The organism is Tenacibaculum mesophilum, from assembly GCF_003867075.1.
Lineage (GTDB): Bacteria > Bacteroidota > Bacteroidia > Flavobacteriales > Flavobacteriaceae > Polaribacter > Polaribacter mesophilus.
In genome coordinates this window covers 2464432-2480879 of sequence record NZ_CP032544.1, presented here as the reverse complement: position 1 = coordinate 2480879, position 16448 = coordinate 2464432, and the positions used below count along the sequence as shown (strand labels likewise).

The window sequence follows — 16448 nt, the reverse complement described above, 5'->3', positions numbered from 1 at the left end:
CAGTATGAAAAAAATAAACAAATTATTATTAGGTATTGGCGTGCTGGGATTAATTTGCTCATCATGCACAACAAAGGAGGAAGATTTAGGTTCAAGTAATATAAATATCTCTACACCTGTACTGAATGAAACCGACAAGTGGTTACGAGATAATTATACTACACCCTATAACATAGAGGTTTCTTACAAATGGGGACCAGGGAAAGTTGATTTAAACAGATATTTACACCCACCTAAGATAGAGAATGTTAGACCTGCAATGGAGGCTATTAAAGCAGTTTGGGTTGAACCTTACTCACAATTAGGAGGTGAAAACTTTATTAAAAATATAGCACCTAGAGAAATTCTTTTAGTGGGTGGACAAAACATAAACCCAGGTGGAGCAACTTCTGTTTTAGGTTTAGCCGAAAGTGGAATGCGAATCGTGTTTTTTGAAGTAGATAATCAAGACTATAAAAACAAAGATCAATTAATACAATTCATTGGAACAATTCAACATGAATATATACATATTTTAAACCAAAGAATTCCCTTTGATGAAATAGCTTATAGAAACATTACTCCGTCTGATTACACAGGGCAATGGTTCGAGATATCTGATGCTGAGGCTAGAGAATTAGGGTTTATTTCTGCTTATGCAAGAGCAAACGAACATGAAGATTTTGCTGAAATGATAAACGCTATGCTATCTTCAAACAAAGCAGATTATGATGCAAAAGTAAACGGTATTACAAGCACTAAAGCAAAAGAAGATATCAGAAAAAAGGAAGCTATTGTAGTTAAATACTACAAAGATAATTTTAATATAGACTTGTATGAACTACAAGAGTTAGTAGCAAAAAATGTTGATGAATTCACTAAATAATTAAAATGATAAAAAAACATATAACTAAAATACGTGTGCTTTTGGCTTTATTTACTCTATCTCTTTTTATTACATCTTGTAATGAAAATAAAGAAGAGGAGTTATTTAATCAATCGCCAACCGAACGTATGAATCAAAGAGAGAAAGAATTAAGAGATTTACTTCTTTCTTCAGAACACGGATGGAAAACAGTATACTTTACTGATAATAATAACCTAGGAGGATATACTTTCTTATTTGATTTTTTAGATGAATCTAGAGTTAGAACAATAGGTAACTTTAATAATAATATTTCACCAGTTGAAAGTGAATATACCATAGGTTTAAACACTACAACAACTTTAATTTTCACAACAAAAAGTGAACTTCATGAATTATCAGATTCTGGTAACTCAGCTCCATTGCCTAATTTTGGTGGTAGTGGATATAAAGGTGATTTTAACTTTATGTACTACGGTGTTGAAAACGATGAAATTGTTTTTAGAACTTCTAGAGATTTTATTGAGGTGAGATTTAAAAAAGCTACAGCAGAAGATTGGACAGATTTTCAAAAGTACCAAGACATGAAAGATTTCCTTAATAGTTCTTCTGGTCATTTAGCTTATGAAAATAATGGAACTGTTCACAATTTTTCTTATATCGGAAACGATGAAATAAGGTTTGCTACAAACCTTGAAGGTAATTCTTCGTTGAACTTCGGAGTAGGCTTCACGTCTAGTGGCATCGAAATTTCACCGGCGATTGATGTTAACGGAACAAAATATTCTGAGTTTACATTAAATGAAACGGAAAATAAATACACTTCGGCTGATGGAAGCTTTTCTATTTCTATAGTGTCTAGTCCTATCGACATGACTGTTACTTGGACTACAGCTGCTAGACCTGCATTTAGTAATCAAGAATTTATTGATACTTTTAACACAGTAAAACCTATCCACGACTCGTTATTTCCATCTTTCCCTTTAAATGACATATATCTTCTTGGTGAAGGTGAGATTACATTTTTAATAGGCTCTACTTCTGGTGTACATGGCATGTCTTTTTCTGGTGTCTTAGGCAATAAAGATTTATTAGCTATAGGTAAATTAGCCCCTGGTAGAAACTGGAGTTTACTACCACATTTAAATCCTCTAGTTGATTTATTAGTGAATAAATCTCCTTATAAAGTGCAGTTAATAAACCCTGATACTGCCATTTTAACAAGTGATGGCGACCCTAACTTTGTGTTTACAATAGTTAAATAAAAGCTTGTTCTCATTAAACTTACCCAAAAAACAATTGTTTTTTGGGTTTTTTATTCTTATTTTTTCCGGAATGAATTAATTATCATATATTTGCACCCTCAATTTTTTAAAAGAAAACAAACAAAATATATTTATAATGACAAAAGCAGATATCGTATCTAAGATTTCAGATAAGAGCGGAATTGAAAAAGCAGATGTTTTAGCCACTGTTGAAGCATTTATGGAAGAGGTAAAAGATGCATTAGAGAATGGTGACAATGTATATTTAAGAGGTTTTGGTAGCTTCATTATTAAAACTAGAGCAGAAAAAACTGGTAGAAACATTTCTAAAAATACAACTATCAAAATTCCTGCACACAACATACCTGCTTTTAAGCCTTCTAAAGTATTTACCGAAGGGGTAAAAACAAAAGTAGCTGTAAAATAATTAAAAAAGTATTAACCCAAAACCTTCAATAAAAAGGTTTTACAAAACATTTTAACTATGCCAAGTGGTAAAAAAAGAAAGAGAGCTAAAATCTCTACACACAAAAGAAAGAAAAGAGCAAGAGCAAATCGCCATAAGAAAAAGTAAGCAGTAGCTTACTTTTTCGTTGCTTTTATAAATTACGTTCATTGACATTAAGGTTTTAACACCTTAAATGGTATAAACAACATACCTGTTTACAAATTTTAATCCGTCTTCGTAAAAATTTACGATGGCACAAAACCATATTCAGAATGAAAACAGAATTAATAATTCGTTCCAATTCTTCTGATATTGATTTCGCCTTACTTAGAGATGGTAAACTTATTGAGTTAAACAAAGAAACGAGCGATCATAATTTTTCAGTCGGTGATATTTTCCTTGCTAAAATAGGAAAGGTAATGACTGGTTTAAATGCCGCTTTTGTAAATGTTGGTTATCCTAAAGATGGTTTTTTACACTATCACGATTTAGGTCCACAAGTACAATCTTTAAATAAATTCATTAAAAAAGTAAGCACAGGTAATTACAAAGAATTCACTTTAAAAAACTTTCGTTTTGAAGAAGATATCAATAAAGACGGAAGTATTAACGATGTACTAAAATCAGGTCAAAATTTATTAGTACAAATTGTAAAAGAACCAATATCTACCAAAGGTCCGCGTATTAGTTCGGAACTTTCTATTGCAGGTAGGTTTTTAGTTTTAGTTCCTTTTTCTAACCGCATATCGGTATCACAGAAAATAGCAGATCCGAAAGAAAAGGAACGTTTAAAAAAATTAGCAAAAAGTATCAGACCAAAAGGGTTTGGACTTATTTTACGTACTGTTGCCGAAGGTAAAAAGGTAGCAGAACTTGACAAAGATTTACAAAACTCACTTGATAGATGGAAAACTATGTGCAAACGCATAGCTAATAATAATACTCCTACAAAAATATTAAGTGAATTAAACAGAGCATCTTCTATTTTAAGAGATGTTATGAACGATTCTTTTACAAGTATTGTAACCAACGATGAAACCTTAAAAGTTGAAATTAAAGAGTACTTACAAGAAATATATCCTGAAAAGGAAAATATTGTAAGACATCATCGTTCTGATGTTCCTATTTTTGAAAAATATGGCATTGAACGACAAATTAAAACATCGTTTGGAAAAACAGTTTCAATGAGTAAAGGAGCTTATTTAGTTATTGAGCATACAGAAGCTTTACATGTTATAGATGTGAATAGTGGTAATCGCTCTAACAAATCCTTAAACCAAGAAGAAACTGCTTTAGAAGTCAATTTAATTGCTGCCAGTGAAATAGCTCGTCAATTACAATTACGAGACATGGGTGGAATTATTGTTGTTGACTTTATTGATATGAAGTCTGCAGAAAATAGACAAAAACTATATCAACATTTAAAAGATGCAATGTCTTTAGACCGTACTAAACATAAAATTTTACCTCCAAGTAAGTTTGGCTTAGTACAAATTACAAGACAACGTGTACGACCTGAATTAGAAATAAAAACACGTGAACCAAACCCTAATAAAAACGGAGAAGTTGAAGCTCCTATTGTTTTATTAGATAAAATAGAATCAGAATTAGAACGTATACTTAATAGCGGCAAAAAATATAAAGAAATCACATTAAATGTGCATCCGTTTATAGCTGCCTATTTAACAAAAGGCGTTAATTCAATTCGTTTTAAGTGGTTTATTCAACACAAAAAGTGGATTAAAATATTACCTCGAGATGCTTACCAATACTTACAGTATAAGTTTTATTTGAAAAAAAACAAAAAAAGTAAGTAAGGCAATCTTATTATGAAATAAAAATCCCATATCGTTTTGATATGGGATTTTTTTATTTTTAGAACCAAAAACCTAAATTAAACAACCAATAATGATCTGAATGATCAGGAGACCATGTGTATTTTAATTCTATAGGACCTAAAAATGTTTCTACACTGTACCCTATAGCATATCCTGATTTGGTGTTTTTAAACAAATCTCCATCCTCAAATATATCTTCTTCAACACGAGCATAATTTGCTATAAACATTGCATAATGTTTTTTATAAACCTCATAGCGTAAGTTAAATTCAGATCTTAAATAAGACTGATTGTTTAGCCCACCTGTATCGTATCCATACATTGGAATAAAATTATTAATATAATTTTGATTATATCCGCCCAAACGATAGTCAAATATTTCAAACGATTTTTTTCCGAGTGTATATCCTGCTTGTGAAGTATATTGAAATGTCAATTTATCATAAAAAGTAGTTGCAAACCCCAACGTACCACCCAATTGTGAAAACTGATGGAAAGGTTCACTACCTTGTATTAATTCATCCAGTCTATTATCTCTATCAGACCATATAAACCACTTAAAACCTATATCTGCATAAAACCCTTTTGTTGGAAACATCTCTTTGTTATAGGTGTCTAATTTTAAAAAAGCGAAAGTGTTTATATAATTGCTTTTATCAAAAAAATCTTCTTTTCCTTCAGTAGAAATGTTTTTTGTTCTTGCATTAATGTTTTTATGTTCTGTTCCTACACCTATTGCAAACTTTTTATCAAATGTTGTTTGCAAATATAAAGAGGTTGAAAAATCTCTATACTTTCCATTTATAATCCCTTTATTATATAAAAAATCACTATTAAAAGTATTATACCTTGTTCTTATTCCATAACTTGGAGATAACCCATTATCAATGAAATACTCTAAATTATACCTTATTTTATCACCAACTCCTACATCTAATGAAAGTTCATCATTCTGGAAAAGCAGCTTTTTATGATTATAATTAAGTAGTACTGCTGATTTGTATAGTAAATCATAATGTAAACCTAGTCTTAAAAAAGATTGTATTTTTTCTTCCTTTACAGTTATCTCTAATTTTTTTCCTTGAAAAGATTTTTCAAAATGATAATCTATTCTTTTAAAGTTTTTTGAAGCTGTTAATGTGTTTATTTTTTTAGAAATTTCTTTGTAAGACACACTATCTCCTTCACGTAGCTGTAGCTTTCCTAAAATATAATTATTAGTATAGTTTTTATTACCCTTTATAATAATTCTATCAACTAAAAACCTTTTTCTTTTTGGTGATATTTTTAGTCTTCTATTCTTTTTGGTTTGCATCTTAGCAATACTATCAAAAACCACTCTATACATTTTAGCTGTTTTTTCTCCTTCTTCTAAAATTTCTTTCTTAGCATCAAACGAAATAACACTGTAGTCAATTACATTTGGTTTTATGTAAACATCTAACAATTTAACCTGTTGGTCTGATTTCTGATACATTTGAAAATTAATTATTTGCATTAACAGAGAGGCCACAGAAGTTAATTCTTCTCTTTTCAATAATTCTCCTTGTACACTAACTCCAATAATTATATCAACACCTTTCTTTTTCATTACATCAACAGGAAAGTTATTAACTACACCGCCATCAACCAATAATTTATTGTCTATATCTACTGGATTTAACAACGAAGGAAAAGCAGCACTTGCTCTTAAAGCCAACGGTAATGAGCCATTCTCTAACACTTCTTCTTCACCTGTTTCTATATTTGTTCCTATACAATAAAAAGGTATTGGTAGTTTAGAAAAATCTGTAATATCATCAACTGGCGCTAATAACTCTGTTAAAAAATTCAACACGTTTTGCCCTTTTGACAAACCCAAAGGCAAGCCTAAACTTCCTTTTTTTATAGGTAACGAAACAGCATATTTTTCTCCATGTTCTTTATTAAAAAAAGGCTTTTGTCTTCTAGAAACTTTATCTTGTAATAAATCTATAAAATTAGTTTCTAAGACAGCCTCTTCTATTTGTTTGGCTGTATAACCAGAAGCATATAAGCCTCCTACTATAGACCCCATACTTGTACCACCTATATAATCTATTTGTACACCTGCTTTTTCAAGCTCTTTTAAAATCCCTATGTGCGCAATCCCTTTTGCACCTCCACCACTTAATACCAGTCCTACTTTAGGTTGGTTTTGCGCCAACATAAATGTTGGCAGCAGTAATAAAATTAATAACTTTTTCATTTCCCTTTTTTATGATAGTGTTTGTATATTTTTTGAGCCCTAGCATTCCCAACCACTTCTTTTAATTCTTCAAAAGTAGCTGATTTTACTCTTTTAGCTGATTTAAACTTACGTAGTAAGTTTGTAATAGTTTGCTTTCCTACATCTGGAATTTGCTCTAATTCTGATTGTATAGCACTTTTACTTCTTTTGTTTCTATGGAAAGTAATTCCAAAACGGTGAGCTTCGTTACGTAGGTACTGAATTATTTTAAGTGTTTCTGATTTTTTATCTAGATATAGCGGAATAGGGTCTCCAGGGTAAAAAATTTCTTCTAATCTTTTTGCAATACCAATTATAGCTATTTTACCCCTTAAACCTAAAGCATCTAAACTCTTTAAGGCTGAAGATAACTGTCCTTTACCTCCATCAATCACTATTAACTGTGGTAGTGGTTGATTTTCATCTAATAATCGTTTATATCTTCGATATACGACTTCTTCCATAGAAGCAAAATCATCAGGGCCTTCAACTGTTTTAATATTAAAATGACGATAGTCTTTTTTACTCGGTTTTCCATCTTTAAAAACCACACACGCAGCAACAGGGTTTGTTCCTTGTATGTTTGAGTTATCAAAACATTCAATATGACGTGGTTCTTTTCTTAGTCTTAAATCTTTTTGCATTTGTGCCATGATTCTTTTTACATGACGATCAGGGTCTACAATCTTTATTTGCTTAAACTGTTCTTGACGATAAAACTTTGCATTACGTTCAGACAATTCAACAATACGCTTTTTGTCTCCTAATTTAGGTATGGTTACTTTAATATCTTTACCAACATTTACTTTAAAAGGAACAAAAATTTCTCTTGATAACGAGTTAAATCGTTGACGAGTTTCAATAATAAACAACTCTAAAAGATCTTTATCTGTCTCTTCTAGTTTTTTCTTAATTTCTGTGGTATAGGATTGTACAATTGAACCGTTCATTATCTTGAAAAAGTTTGCATATCCATGCGACTCGTCAGAAATAATAGAAAACACATCTACATTATTAATTGATGGATTTACTATAGTTGATTTAGCTTGATAGTTTTGTAAAGAAGCTAACTTTTCTTTGATTTTTTGTGCTTCTTCAAATCGCATATCTGCAGCTAAATCAAACATTATTTTTTCAAACTGCTGTAAACTTTCTTTAAAATTTCCTTTTATGATATTTCGAATTGCTCTAATGTCCTCTAAATAATCCTCTTCACTTTGGTATGCTTCACAAGGGCCTTTACAATTACCTAAATGATATTCTAAACAAACTTTATACTTATCAGCATCAATCTTTTCTTGACTTAAATCATAATTACAAGTGCGTAGCGGATATAGTTCTTTAATCAAGTCTAACAATGCATATACAGTTCGTACATTAGTATAAGGTCCAAAATACTCCGATCCATCTTTAACAACTCTTCTTGTAGAAAATATACGAGGAAATCGCTCTTTCTTTATACAAATCCACGGATATGTTTTATCATCTTTTAACAAAACATTGTATCTAGGTTTATACTTCTTTATAAGATTATTTTCAAGAAGTAGCGCATCTGTTTCAGTATCAACCACCACATGCTCTATTCTAACAATTTTTTTTACTAGAACTCGTGTTTTACCATTCTCATGATTTTTAGTAAAGTACGATGAAACTCGTTTCTTTAAATTCTTCGCTTTTCCAACATAAATAATTGTATCATCTTTATCAAAATATTGATAAACTCCTGGTGAGTTCGGTAGTGTTTGTACTTGAAGTTCGAGTGATGTTGGCATACTACGAAAATACGATTTTTTACCCTTTTAAAAGGGTATGATTTTTAGTTTTACTACCTTTACAATATGAGCAAACTCATAGATAATTTTGGAAGACAAATTAGCTACGTTCGTTTAGCAGTAACCGACCGCTGTAACTTACGTTGTCAATATTGTATGCCTGCTCAAGGAATTGATATTGTTCCAAGAAAAGAGCTACTTACCTACAAAGAAATGTACCGAATAATTCGAGTACTTACTGAGTTGGGTGTTAACAAAGTTCGTTTAACAGGTGGAGAACCTTTTGTTAGAAAAGATTTTGTTTCTTTTTTAGAAATGTTATCGTATAATGATTTGTTAGAGGATATTAATATCACGACCAACGGAGCGCTTATTTCCAAACACATCAAAACGATAGAAAACCTTAAAAAGGTAAAGAATATCAATTTAAGCATTGATAGTTTACACCCTGAAAAGTTTGCTAAAATTACCCGTAGAGATGTTTTCCCAGAAGTATATAAAACCTTTGAGTTATTAGAAAAAAGTTCGTTGAATTTAAAACTGAATGTAGTTGTTCAGTCTGGATTTAACACTGATGAAATTAACAATTTTGTGCAGCTTACTAAAGACAAGGATATTGCAGTTCGTTTTATTGAAGAAATGCCTTTTAATGGTAGAGGACAACGAAATGCAGAAGAGGTTTGGAACTACAACAAAATCTTAGATGAAATCCAGTCTCAGTTCACTGTAACTAAGCTCCCCTCAAAAAAATCATCTACTTCTAGAAATTTTTCAATAGAGAATCATAAGGGAACTATAGGGATAATCCCTGCATTCACTCGTACTATTTGTAATGATTGCAACCGAATTAGGATTACCTCAACAGGAACTTTTAAAAATTGCCTGTTTGATGATGGCGTTTTCAACCTACGTGACTTTATTAGAAATGGTGCAAGCAATGAAGATTTAAAAGCCTTGTTTTTATCATTGATAAAAGAAAAGCCTGAAAATGGTTTTGTGGCTGAAGCAAATAGAAAAGGAAACGTAACCGAAAGTATGAGTACCATTGGGGGGTAATTTCAATGTATCAATTAGATAATTTGAAAATGTAACAATTAAACTTTTTAACAGTTACACTTTAACATATGATAACAGTAGAAGAAGCCAAACATATAGTTTTAGAAAACACACAAGATTTCGGAATTGAAGAAATTCCTTTTTTAGAAGCTGTCGGAAGAGTTTTAAAGGAAGATATTGTTGCTGATAGAGATTTTCCTCCATTCAACCGAGTGGCAATGGATGGTATTGCTATCAATCATCGTTTTTTTGAGCACGGTGTTCGCGATTTTAAAATTGAAGGAATCCAAGCTGCTGGAAGTCCACAACAAACACTAGATAATGCCGCCAACTGTTATGAGGTAATGACAGGAGCTGTATTACCTAACAATACTGATACGGTAATTCGCTATGAAGATGTTGATATTAATACGCTAGTAGCTACTATTACTATTGATGAAATTAAAGAAGGACAAAACATACACATACAGGGTTCTGATAAAAGTGAAGGTACAATTCTAATAAAAAAGAACACTATAATTTCTGCTGCTGAAATAGGGGTTTTAGCTACTGTAGGTAAAGCCACTGTTAAAGTTGCCAAACAACCTAAAGTAATGATTGTTTCTACAGGTGATGAATTGGTTGATGTAAATGAATATCCGTTAGACCACCAAATTCGTAGAAGCAATGTATACACATTAGTTTCCTTATTGAACGATTTAAAAATCCCAGCAGATACAGCTAATATTACTGATGAAAAACAAATTTTAAAAGAAAATATAGCGTCTTTTCTACAAGAATATGACGTGCTTTTATTTAGTGGTGCTGTTAGTAAAGGTAAGTTTGATTTTTTACCCGAAGTTTTAGATGAATTGGGTGTTAAAAAATTATTCCATAGAGTTTCACAAAGACCAGGAAAACCTTTTTGGGCTGGTGTTACCGATAACTGCAAAGTGTTTGCTTTTCCTGGAAATCCAGTTTCAACCTTTGTAAATTGTTTGGTCTATTTTTATCCTTGGTATTATAAATCTATAGGTGTACAACAAGAAAAACAAACAGCAACTTTAGCAAAAAACATTACTTTTAAACCTAATCTAAGCTGTTTTTTACAAGTAAAATTAACCTCGGAAAACGGACAAGTATATGCAACTCCAATACAAGGAAATGGTTCTGGTGATTTAGCTAGTTTGGTTGAAGCTGATAGTTTTATTGAACTCCCAAAAACTGAAGAGATAGAATTTAAAAAAGGAAGTGTTTTTCCGATACTAACGTATCGGGGTTTTTAATTATTAATGTTTAGTTTTGAGTTAAAAATTTAAAATGAAGGAAAGTATTGTTCAAGGCAAGAGTTTTCAATTCTCTTTAAAAATAATTTCTCTGTACAAAAAACTACAACAAGAAAAAGAGTTTATAATTTCAAAACAGCTTTTAAGAAGTGGAACTTCAATAGGAGCAAATATAGAAGAGGCTTTAGCTGGTCAAAGTAAGAGAGACTTTATTTCTAAAATGTCTATTTCTTCAAAAGAAGCTAGAGAAACTAATATTGGTTACGTTTATTAAAAGAAAGTGACTTAACAAATATTGATATTACAGATATACTTTCGGACATTCACGAGCTAATTAGGCTATTAACAGCAATTGTAAAAACATCACAACAGAGTTTAACTAAAAATTAAAAACTCAACATTTAAAATTTATACAGAGTGAGCAACTTTTCCCATATAAACGAACAAAATCAACCTAAAATGGTAAATGTTTCTGATAAAAAAATCACGAAACGTACAGCCATTGCTAAAGCTACTATGTTTTTAGGTTCAGAAATTGTGAGTCATTTTACCAATAATGAACTCATCACTAAAAAAGGACCTGTTTTTCAAACCGCTATCATTGCTGGAATTCAAGCAGTGAAAAAAACCTCTGATATTATTCCAATGTGTCATCCTTTGTTAATCAATGGAGTGGATATCGACATCAATATTGTAGACGATGAGTATGTAGAGGTTTTTTGTAAAGTGACCATTGAAGGAAAAACAGGAGTAGAAATGGAAGCGCTTACAGGAGCTTCTGCAACTTGTTTAACCATTTACGATATGTGTAAAGCTATTAGTCAAAAAATGGTGATTCAAGAAGTGAAATTGGTAGAGAAAACTGGTGGTAAATCGGATATTAAAAATGGATAAAAAACATACTAAACATACAAATCTAGTTAAGAAGTATAATGATAATTTTGCGCCTAATGAAGTAGCTATCTTAGGAACCAAATGTAGAATTATTGCTGATTTAGTTCATGAAGTCTCAAAAAAATTATCACAATACAATTTAGGATATTTCGACGCTTCACATGCTAAAGATGTCGAACAAAATACGTTAGCTGAATATACCTTTCATCATGAAGGAAATTTACAAATAAACACTTCTTCACCTGTAAACAAGTACGAACAACGTTTACAGTTTTACAATCACGATTTTGTCTTTATTAATGGAAATCATTACGAAGGGGCGAAACAAATTTTGATTTTAGATGATGAGAAAGAAGCTTCTGTAAAAAAAAGGTTAGATCAATTAACAAACATTCAGTTTATAGTTAAGTTGAATAAAAACTCAAGATATTTTGATTGTTTGTTAGAACGTTTTCCAAACATCAAAAATAGCACCTCTTATACGATTAATGAGATTGATAAAATATCTAATCATATACATAATCTCATTAAAGAAAATATTGCTCCTGTAAAAGGGTTGGTTTTAATAGGCGGGAAAAGTACTCGAATGGGTCGTGACAAATCGGAATTATTGTACTATAAAAAGCCTCAAAAAGAACATGTAAAAGAGTTACTAGAAAACAACAATTTAGAAACTTTTTACTCTGTAAGAGATTTATCTACCTCTCCAGAAACGACAAATGAAATTCCAGATACCTATTTAAATCTAGGACCTTTTGGAGGTATTTGTTCTGCTTTTCAAAAAGATCCAAACTCAGCATGGTTGGTAATGGCTACAGATATTCCATTTGTAAATAATGAGCTTATTCAATTATTATTACAAAAAAGAAATCCATCTAAAATTGCAACTACAGTTAAAGGAAAAAACAAAGAATTTCCTGAACCTTTAATCACAATATACGAACCAAAAGCTTACGGAAAATTATTAGCCTATTTAGCACAAGGTTATTCGTGTCCTCGTAAAATGTTAATTAATTCTGATGTTGAAATTATTGAGGTTGATGATAATTTAATTAGAAACATCAACACTCCAGAAGATTATAAAGAAGCTATAAAAGAGGTTAACTCTTAAAAGCTACAAACAAAATTAGATTTAATAAGAAAACCTATACCAGAAACATCTTGGTATAGGTTTATATATTTATAATATTTCCTTCTTGTACTGTATTATTTAAGACTTCAAATCAAACCTATCTAGGTTCATCACCTTAACCCAAGCTGCAATAAAATCTTTTGCAAACTTTTCTTTTGCATCATTACTCGCATATACCTCAGCTAAAGCTCTTAATTCAGAATTAGATCCAAAAATTAAATCTGCTCTAGTTGCTGTCCATTTTACCTCATTTGTAACTCTATCTTTTCCTTCAAAAATTAATTGTTCTTCAGAGATAGGCTCCCAATACGTATTCATATCCAACAGATTTATAAAGAAGTCGTTTGTCAACACTCCTAGTTGGGTTGTAAAAACTCCTTTTTTTGAACTATCATAATTTGCATTTAAAGCTCGCATACCACCAACCAACACCGTCATTTCAGGAGCTGTTAGAGTTAATAATTGTGCTTTATCAACTAACAATTCTTCTGGTTTAAGTGTGTATTTCTTTTTTTGATAGTTTCTAAAACCATCAGCCATTGGTTCTAAAACAGCAAAAGATTTTACATCGGTTTGTTCTTGCGTAGCATCCATTCTACCAGGATTAAAAGGAACTTTTATTGAAAATCCTGCTCTTTCTACTGCCTTTTCTACTGCTGCGGATCCTCCTAAAACAATTAAATCAGCCATGGAAACTTTTTTCTCCTTTAACGATTCATTGAATTTATTTTGAATTTTCTCATAAACTGCCAACACCTTTTTTAATTGCGCTGGATTATTACTTTCCCAATTAACTTGTGGTTCTAAACGAATACGAGCTCCATTTGCTCCTCCTCTTCTGTCTGAACCTCTATAAGAAGACGCTGAAGCCCAAGCTGTTTCTATTAACTGATTATAAGGAATTCCCGAATTTAAAATTTCTTTTTTAAGAGAATTGATATCTGCTTCGGTTATCAGTTTATGAGTACGTGTAGGAATAGGATCTTGCCAAATAAATTCTTCTTGTGGAATATCTGATCCTAAGTATGTTGTTTTAGGCCCCATATCTCTGTGGGTTAATTTAAACCATGCACGAGCAAAGGCTTTATCAAAAGATAATGGGTCTTCTAAAAACTTCTCACAAACTTTCTTATATTCAGAATCAAACTTTAAAGCTAAATCTGAAGTTAACATCGTAGGTCTATGTCTCTTATTTTTATCAAAAGCATCTGGAAAAACCTCTCCAACGTCTTTTGCTACCCATTGATGTGCTCCTGCAGGACTCTTGGTTAGTTCCCATTCATTATCAAATAACGTATTTAAAAAAGCATGACTCCAACGAGTAGGCGTAGGCGTCCAAATAACTTCTAACCCAGAAGTAATAGCGTCTTTCCCTTTTCCTGATTTGTAGCTACTTTTCCATCCTAATCCTTGTTCTTCAATGCCAGCAGCCTCTGGTGAAGGTCCTACGTTATCAGCTGGTCCTGCTCCGTGAGTTTTTCCGAAGGTATGTCCCCCTGCTATTAAAGCAACTGTTTCTTCATCATTCATTCCCATTCTACCAAATGAAATACGTATGTTTTTTGCTGATGCTACTGGGTCTGGGTTTCCATCTGGACCTTCAGGGTTTACATAAATCAATCCCATTTGTACAGCTGCTAGAGGGTTTTCTACTTCTAAATCTAGCTCTCCATCCTCATTTAACCTTCTGCTTTCTAACCAGCCTGATTCAGAACCCCAATACACATCCTCTTGTGGTACCCAAACATCTTCTCTTCCTCCTGCAAACCCTATAGTTTTTAATCCCATAGACTCTATAGCTACATTTCCTGTTAAAATCATCAAATCAGCCCAAGAAATTTTCTTGCCGTACTTTTGTTTAATAGGCCATAACAATCTTCTAGCTTTATCTAGGTTAGCATTATCTGGCCAACTATTTTGTGGAGCAAAACGCTGAATTCCCATACGGGTTCCTCCTCTACCATCTCCTGTACGGTATGTTCCGGCGCTATGCCACGCCATACGAATAAATAAAGGTCCGTAGTGTCCGTAATCAGCAGGCCACCAATCTTGAGAATCTGTCATTAGCTTAGTTAGGTCTGCCTTTAACGCTACATAATCTAGCTTATTAAATTCATCAGCATAATTAAATTCTTCTCCCATCGGATTCGATAATTCCGAGTTTTGTGCAAGTACATCTAAATCTAACTTATTGGGCCACCAATCTTTGTTTGACTTAGTTTCTTTTAACTGTTCTTTTTTGTGTCCTTTGTCAAAACCAAAAGGACATCCTCCCTTTTCTTTTTCTTCTCCATGGTTTTGTTTACCACTGCAAGAAAAAAGCAAAGAAGCTGTTACTACGCTTAAGATTATTTTTTTCATTATAAATTATTAATTGATTTTCAGCAAATCTATATTTGAAATAATTATGTTTTTTAGATTTTAAATAGAAATAATTTATATTAATGTAGTTTAGATTTATTTTTGAGCAAGTGATAATTCTCTACTTTTAAATTAGGCGCATAAAAAAAGCACACTATTTTTAAAAAAACAGTGTGCTTTTGTACCAAAGGTGGGACTCGAACCCACACGCCCTTGCGAGCATCGGATTTTGAATCCGACGTGTCTACCAATTCCACCACTTTGGCTTTTGGTGAGTGCAAATCTATAAAATATTTCATTTAAAATATCTTTTAAACTCTTAAAATAGTTTTATTTTTGCCCCAACAACAACACTAACTAAAAATATTTTTTTGTAAATGGCTACAAATCAATTAAGCCCAAAAATCTTTGCGTGTTCACAAAGTATTGAACTAGCAGAGGAAATTGCCAGTGCCTACGGAACCAAACTAGGAAATGTAATTACCACACATTTTAGTGATGGTGAATTCCAACCAGCTTTTGAAGAATCAATCAGAGGAAGAAGAGTTTTCATCGTTGGATCAACCTTTCCTTCTACTGATAACTTAATGGAAATGTTATTAATGTGTGATGCTGCAAAACGTGCATCGGCAAGACATATTACCGCTGTAATGCCTTATTTTGGTTGGGCTCGTCAAGACAGAAAAGACAAGCCTCGTGTAGCAATTGGCGCTAAATTAGTGGCTAAATTATTAGAAACTGCAGGAGCAACTAGAATTATGACCATGGATTTACATGCTGATCAAATTCAAGGTTTCTTTGAAAAGCCAGTAGATCATTTATATGCTTCTACAATTTTTTTACCATATGTTAAAAGTTTAAAGCTTGATAATTTAACGATTGCTTCTCCTGATATGGGAGGTTCAAAAAGAGCTTATGCTTATTCCAAATACTTGGAAAGTGATGTTGTTATTTGCTACAAGCAGCGTCAAAAAGCCAATGTAATTGCTCATATGGAACTCATTGGTGAAGTAGAAGGTAAAAATGTAATTCTTGTTGATGACATGATTGATACAGGAGGAACACTTACAAAGGCAGCCGATTTAATGATGGAACGTGGTGCAAAAAGTGTACGTGCTATTTGTACACACCCAATTCTTTCAGGAAATGCCTACGAAAGAATTCAAAATTCACAGTTGACAGAGCTAATCGTTTCAGATACAATTCCTTTAAAAAAGAGTATTTCTAAAATAAAAGTTGTATCTTGCGCCGCTTTATTTGCTGATGTGATGCATAAAGTTCAAGACAATACATCTATTAGCGATAAGTTTTTAATGTAAATAAAT

General features: G+C 31.9%; 13 protein-coding genes and 1 tRNA gene. 10 read left to right on the top strand and 4 right to left on the bottom strand.

The annotated features are described in order from the left end of the window. The first annotated feature begins 4 nt into the window (after positions 1 to 4). The 4 genes from D6200_RS11190 (at position 5) to D6200_RS11175 (ending at position 4374) form a co-directional block, all read left to right on the top strand. Positions 5 to 865, top strand: coding sequence for a substrate import-associated zinc metallohydrolase lipoprotein (locus D6200_RS11190; RefSeq protein ID WP_073182310.1), 861 nt, complete (start codon positions 5 to 7; stop codon positions 863 to 865). A gap of 5 nt (positions 866 to 870) precedes the next feature. Next, a complete protein-coding gene (locus D6200_RS11185) occupies positions 871 to 2109 on the top strand; it encodes a DUF4302 domain-containing protein (protein WP_073182311.1) in 1239 nt (412 codons plus the stop codon). A 136-nt stretch (positions 2110 to 2245) separates the two neighbouring features. Further along, the gene (locus tag D6200_RS11180; RefSeq protein ID WP_047787990.1) at positions 2246 to 2536 is read left to right on the top strand and encodes an HU family DNA-binding protein; all 291 of its coding nucleotides are present in this window, start codon (positions 2246 to 2248) and stop codon (positions 2534 to 2536) included. A 293-nt stretch (positions 2537 to 2829) separates the two neighbouring features. Further along, on the top strand, positions 2830 to 4374 hold the full coding sequence (locus D6200_RS11175; protein ID WP_047787991.1) for an Rne/Rng family ribonuclease: 1545 nt from the start codon (positions 2830 to 2832) through the stop codon (positions 4372 to 4374). Between the two features lie 58 nt (positions 4375 to 4432). On the opposite strand, the gene D6200_RS11170 is transcribed toward D6200_RS11175, so the two are convergent. Together D6200_RS11170 and uvrC are read right to left on the bottom strand one after the other, a co-directional pair. Continuing rightward, positions 4433 to 6622 carry a patatin-like phospholipase family protein gene (locus D6200_RS11170; protein ID WP_073182312.1) on the bottom strand — a complete coding sequence of 730 codons (2190 nt, stop codon included), beginning with the start codon at positions 6620 to 6622 and terminating at the stop codon, positions 4433 to 4435. Then, positions 6619 to 8415, bottom strand: coding sequence for an excinuclease ABC subunit UvrC (gene uvrC / locus D6200_RS11165; RefSeq protein ID WP_073182313.1), 1797 nt, complete (start codon positions 8413 to 8415; stop codon positions 6619 to 6621). Before uvrC ends, D6200_RS11170 begins: the two co-directional genes overlap by 4 nt. Before the next feature lie 66 nt (positions 8416 to 8481). On the opposite strand from uvrC, the gene moaA reads away from it, so the two are divergent. From moaA to D6200_RS11140, 5 genes are all read left to right on the top strand, one after another. Then, positions 8482 to 9471, top strand: a complete 990-nt coding sequence (moaA, locus tag D6200_RS11160) for a GTP 3',8-cyclase MoaA (RefSeq protein ID WP_073182314.1) — start codon at positions 8482 to 8484, stop codon at positions 9469 to 9471. A 68-nt stretch (positions 9472 to 9539) separates the two neighbouring features. After that, the gene (locus D6200_RS11155) at positions 9540 to 10736 is read left to right on the top strand and encodes a molybdopterin molybdotransferase MoeA (protein WP_073182315.1); all 1197 of its coding nucleotides are present in this window, start codon (positions 9540 to 9542) and stop codon (positions 10734 to 10736) included. Positions 10737 to 10770: 34 nt separating this feature from the next. Beyond that, complete coding sequence (locus D6200_RS11150) at positions 10771 to 11010, top strand: four helix bundle protein (protein WP_317039771.1); 240 nt, start codon at positions 10771 to 10773, stop codon at positions 11008 to 11010. Positions 11011 to 11153: 143 nt separating this feature from the next. Further along, on the top strand, positions 11154 to 11630 hold the full coding sequence (gene moaC / locus D6200_RS11145; RefSeq protein ID WP_073182316.1) for a cyclic pyranopterin monophosphate synthase MoaC: 477 nt from the start codon (positions 11154 to 11156) through the stop codon (positions 11628 to 11630). After that, positions 11623 to 12741 (top strand): NTP transferase domain-containing protein, encoded by a 1119-nt coding sequence (locus D6200_RS11140; RefSeq protein WP_073182317.1) that lies wholly within the window; start codon positions 11623 to 11625, stop codon positions 12739 to 12741. Before moaC ends, D6200_RS11140 begins: the two co-directional genes overlap by 8 nt. A 99-nt stretch (positions 12742 to 12840) precedes the next feature. Here the strand turns inward: D6200_RS11140 and katG are convergent, their stop codons facing one another. After that, positions 12841 to 15123, bottom strand: a complete 2283-nt coding sequence (gene katG / locus D6200_RS11135) for a catalase/peroxidase HPI (RefSeq protein ID WP_073182318.1) — start codon at positions 15121 to 15123, stop codon at positions 12841 to 12843. Between the two features lie 182 nt (positions 15124 to 15305). Then, positions 15306 to 15389: transfer RNA gene (locus D6200_RS11130), tRNA-Leu, on the bottom strand. A 111-nt stretch (positions 15390 to 15500) separates the two neighbouring features. Between D6200_RS11130 and D6200_RS11125 the strand changes: the two genes are divergently transcribed. Then, positions 15501 to 16442, top strand: a complete 942-nt coding sequence (locus D6200_RS11125; protein ID WP_047787999.1) for a ribose-phosphate pyrophosphokinase — start codon at positions 15501 to 15503, stop codon at positions 16440 to 16442. The last annotated feature ends 6 nt before the right edge of the window (positions 16443 to 16448 follow it).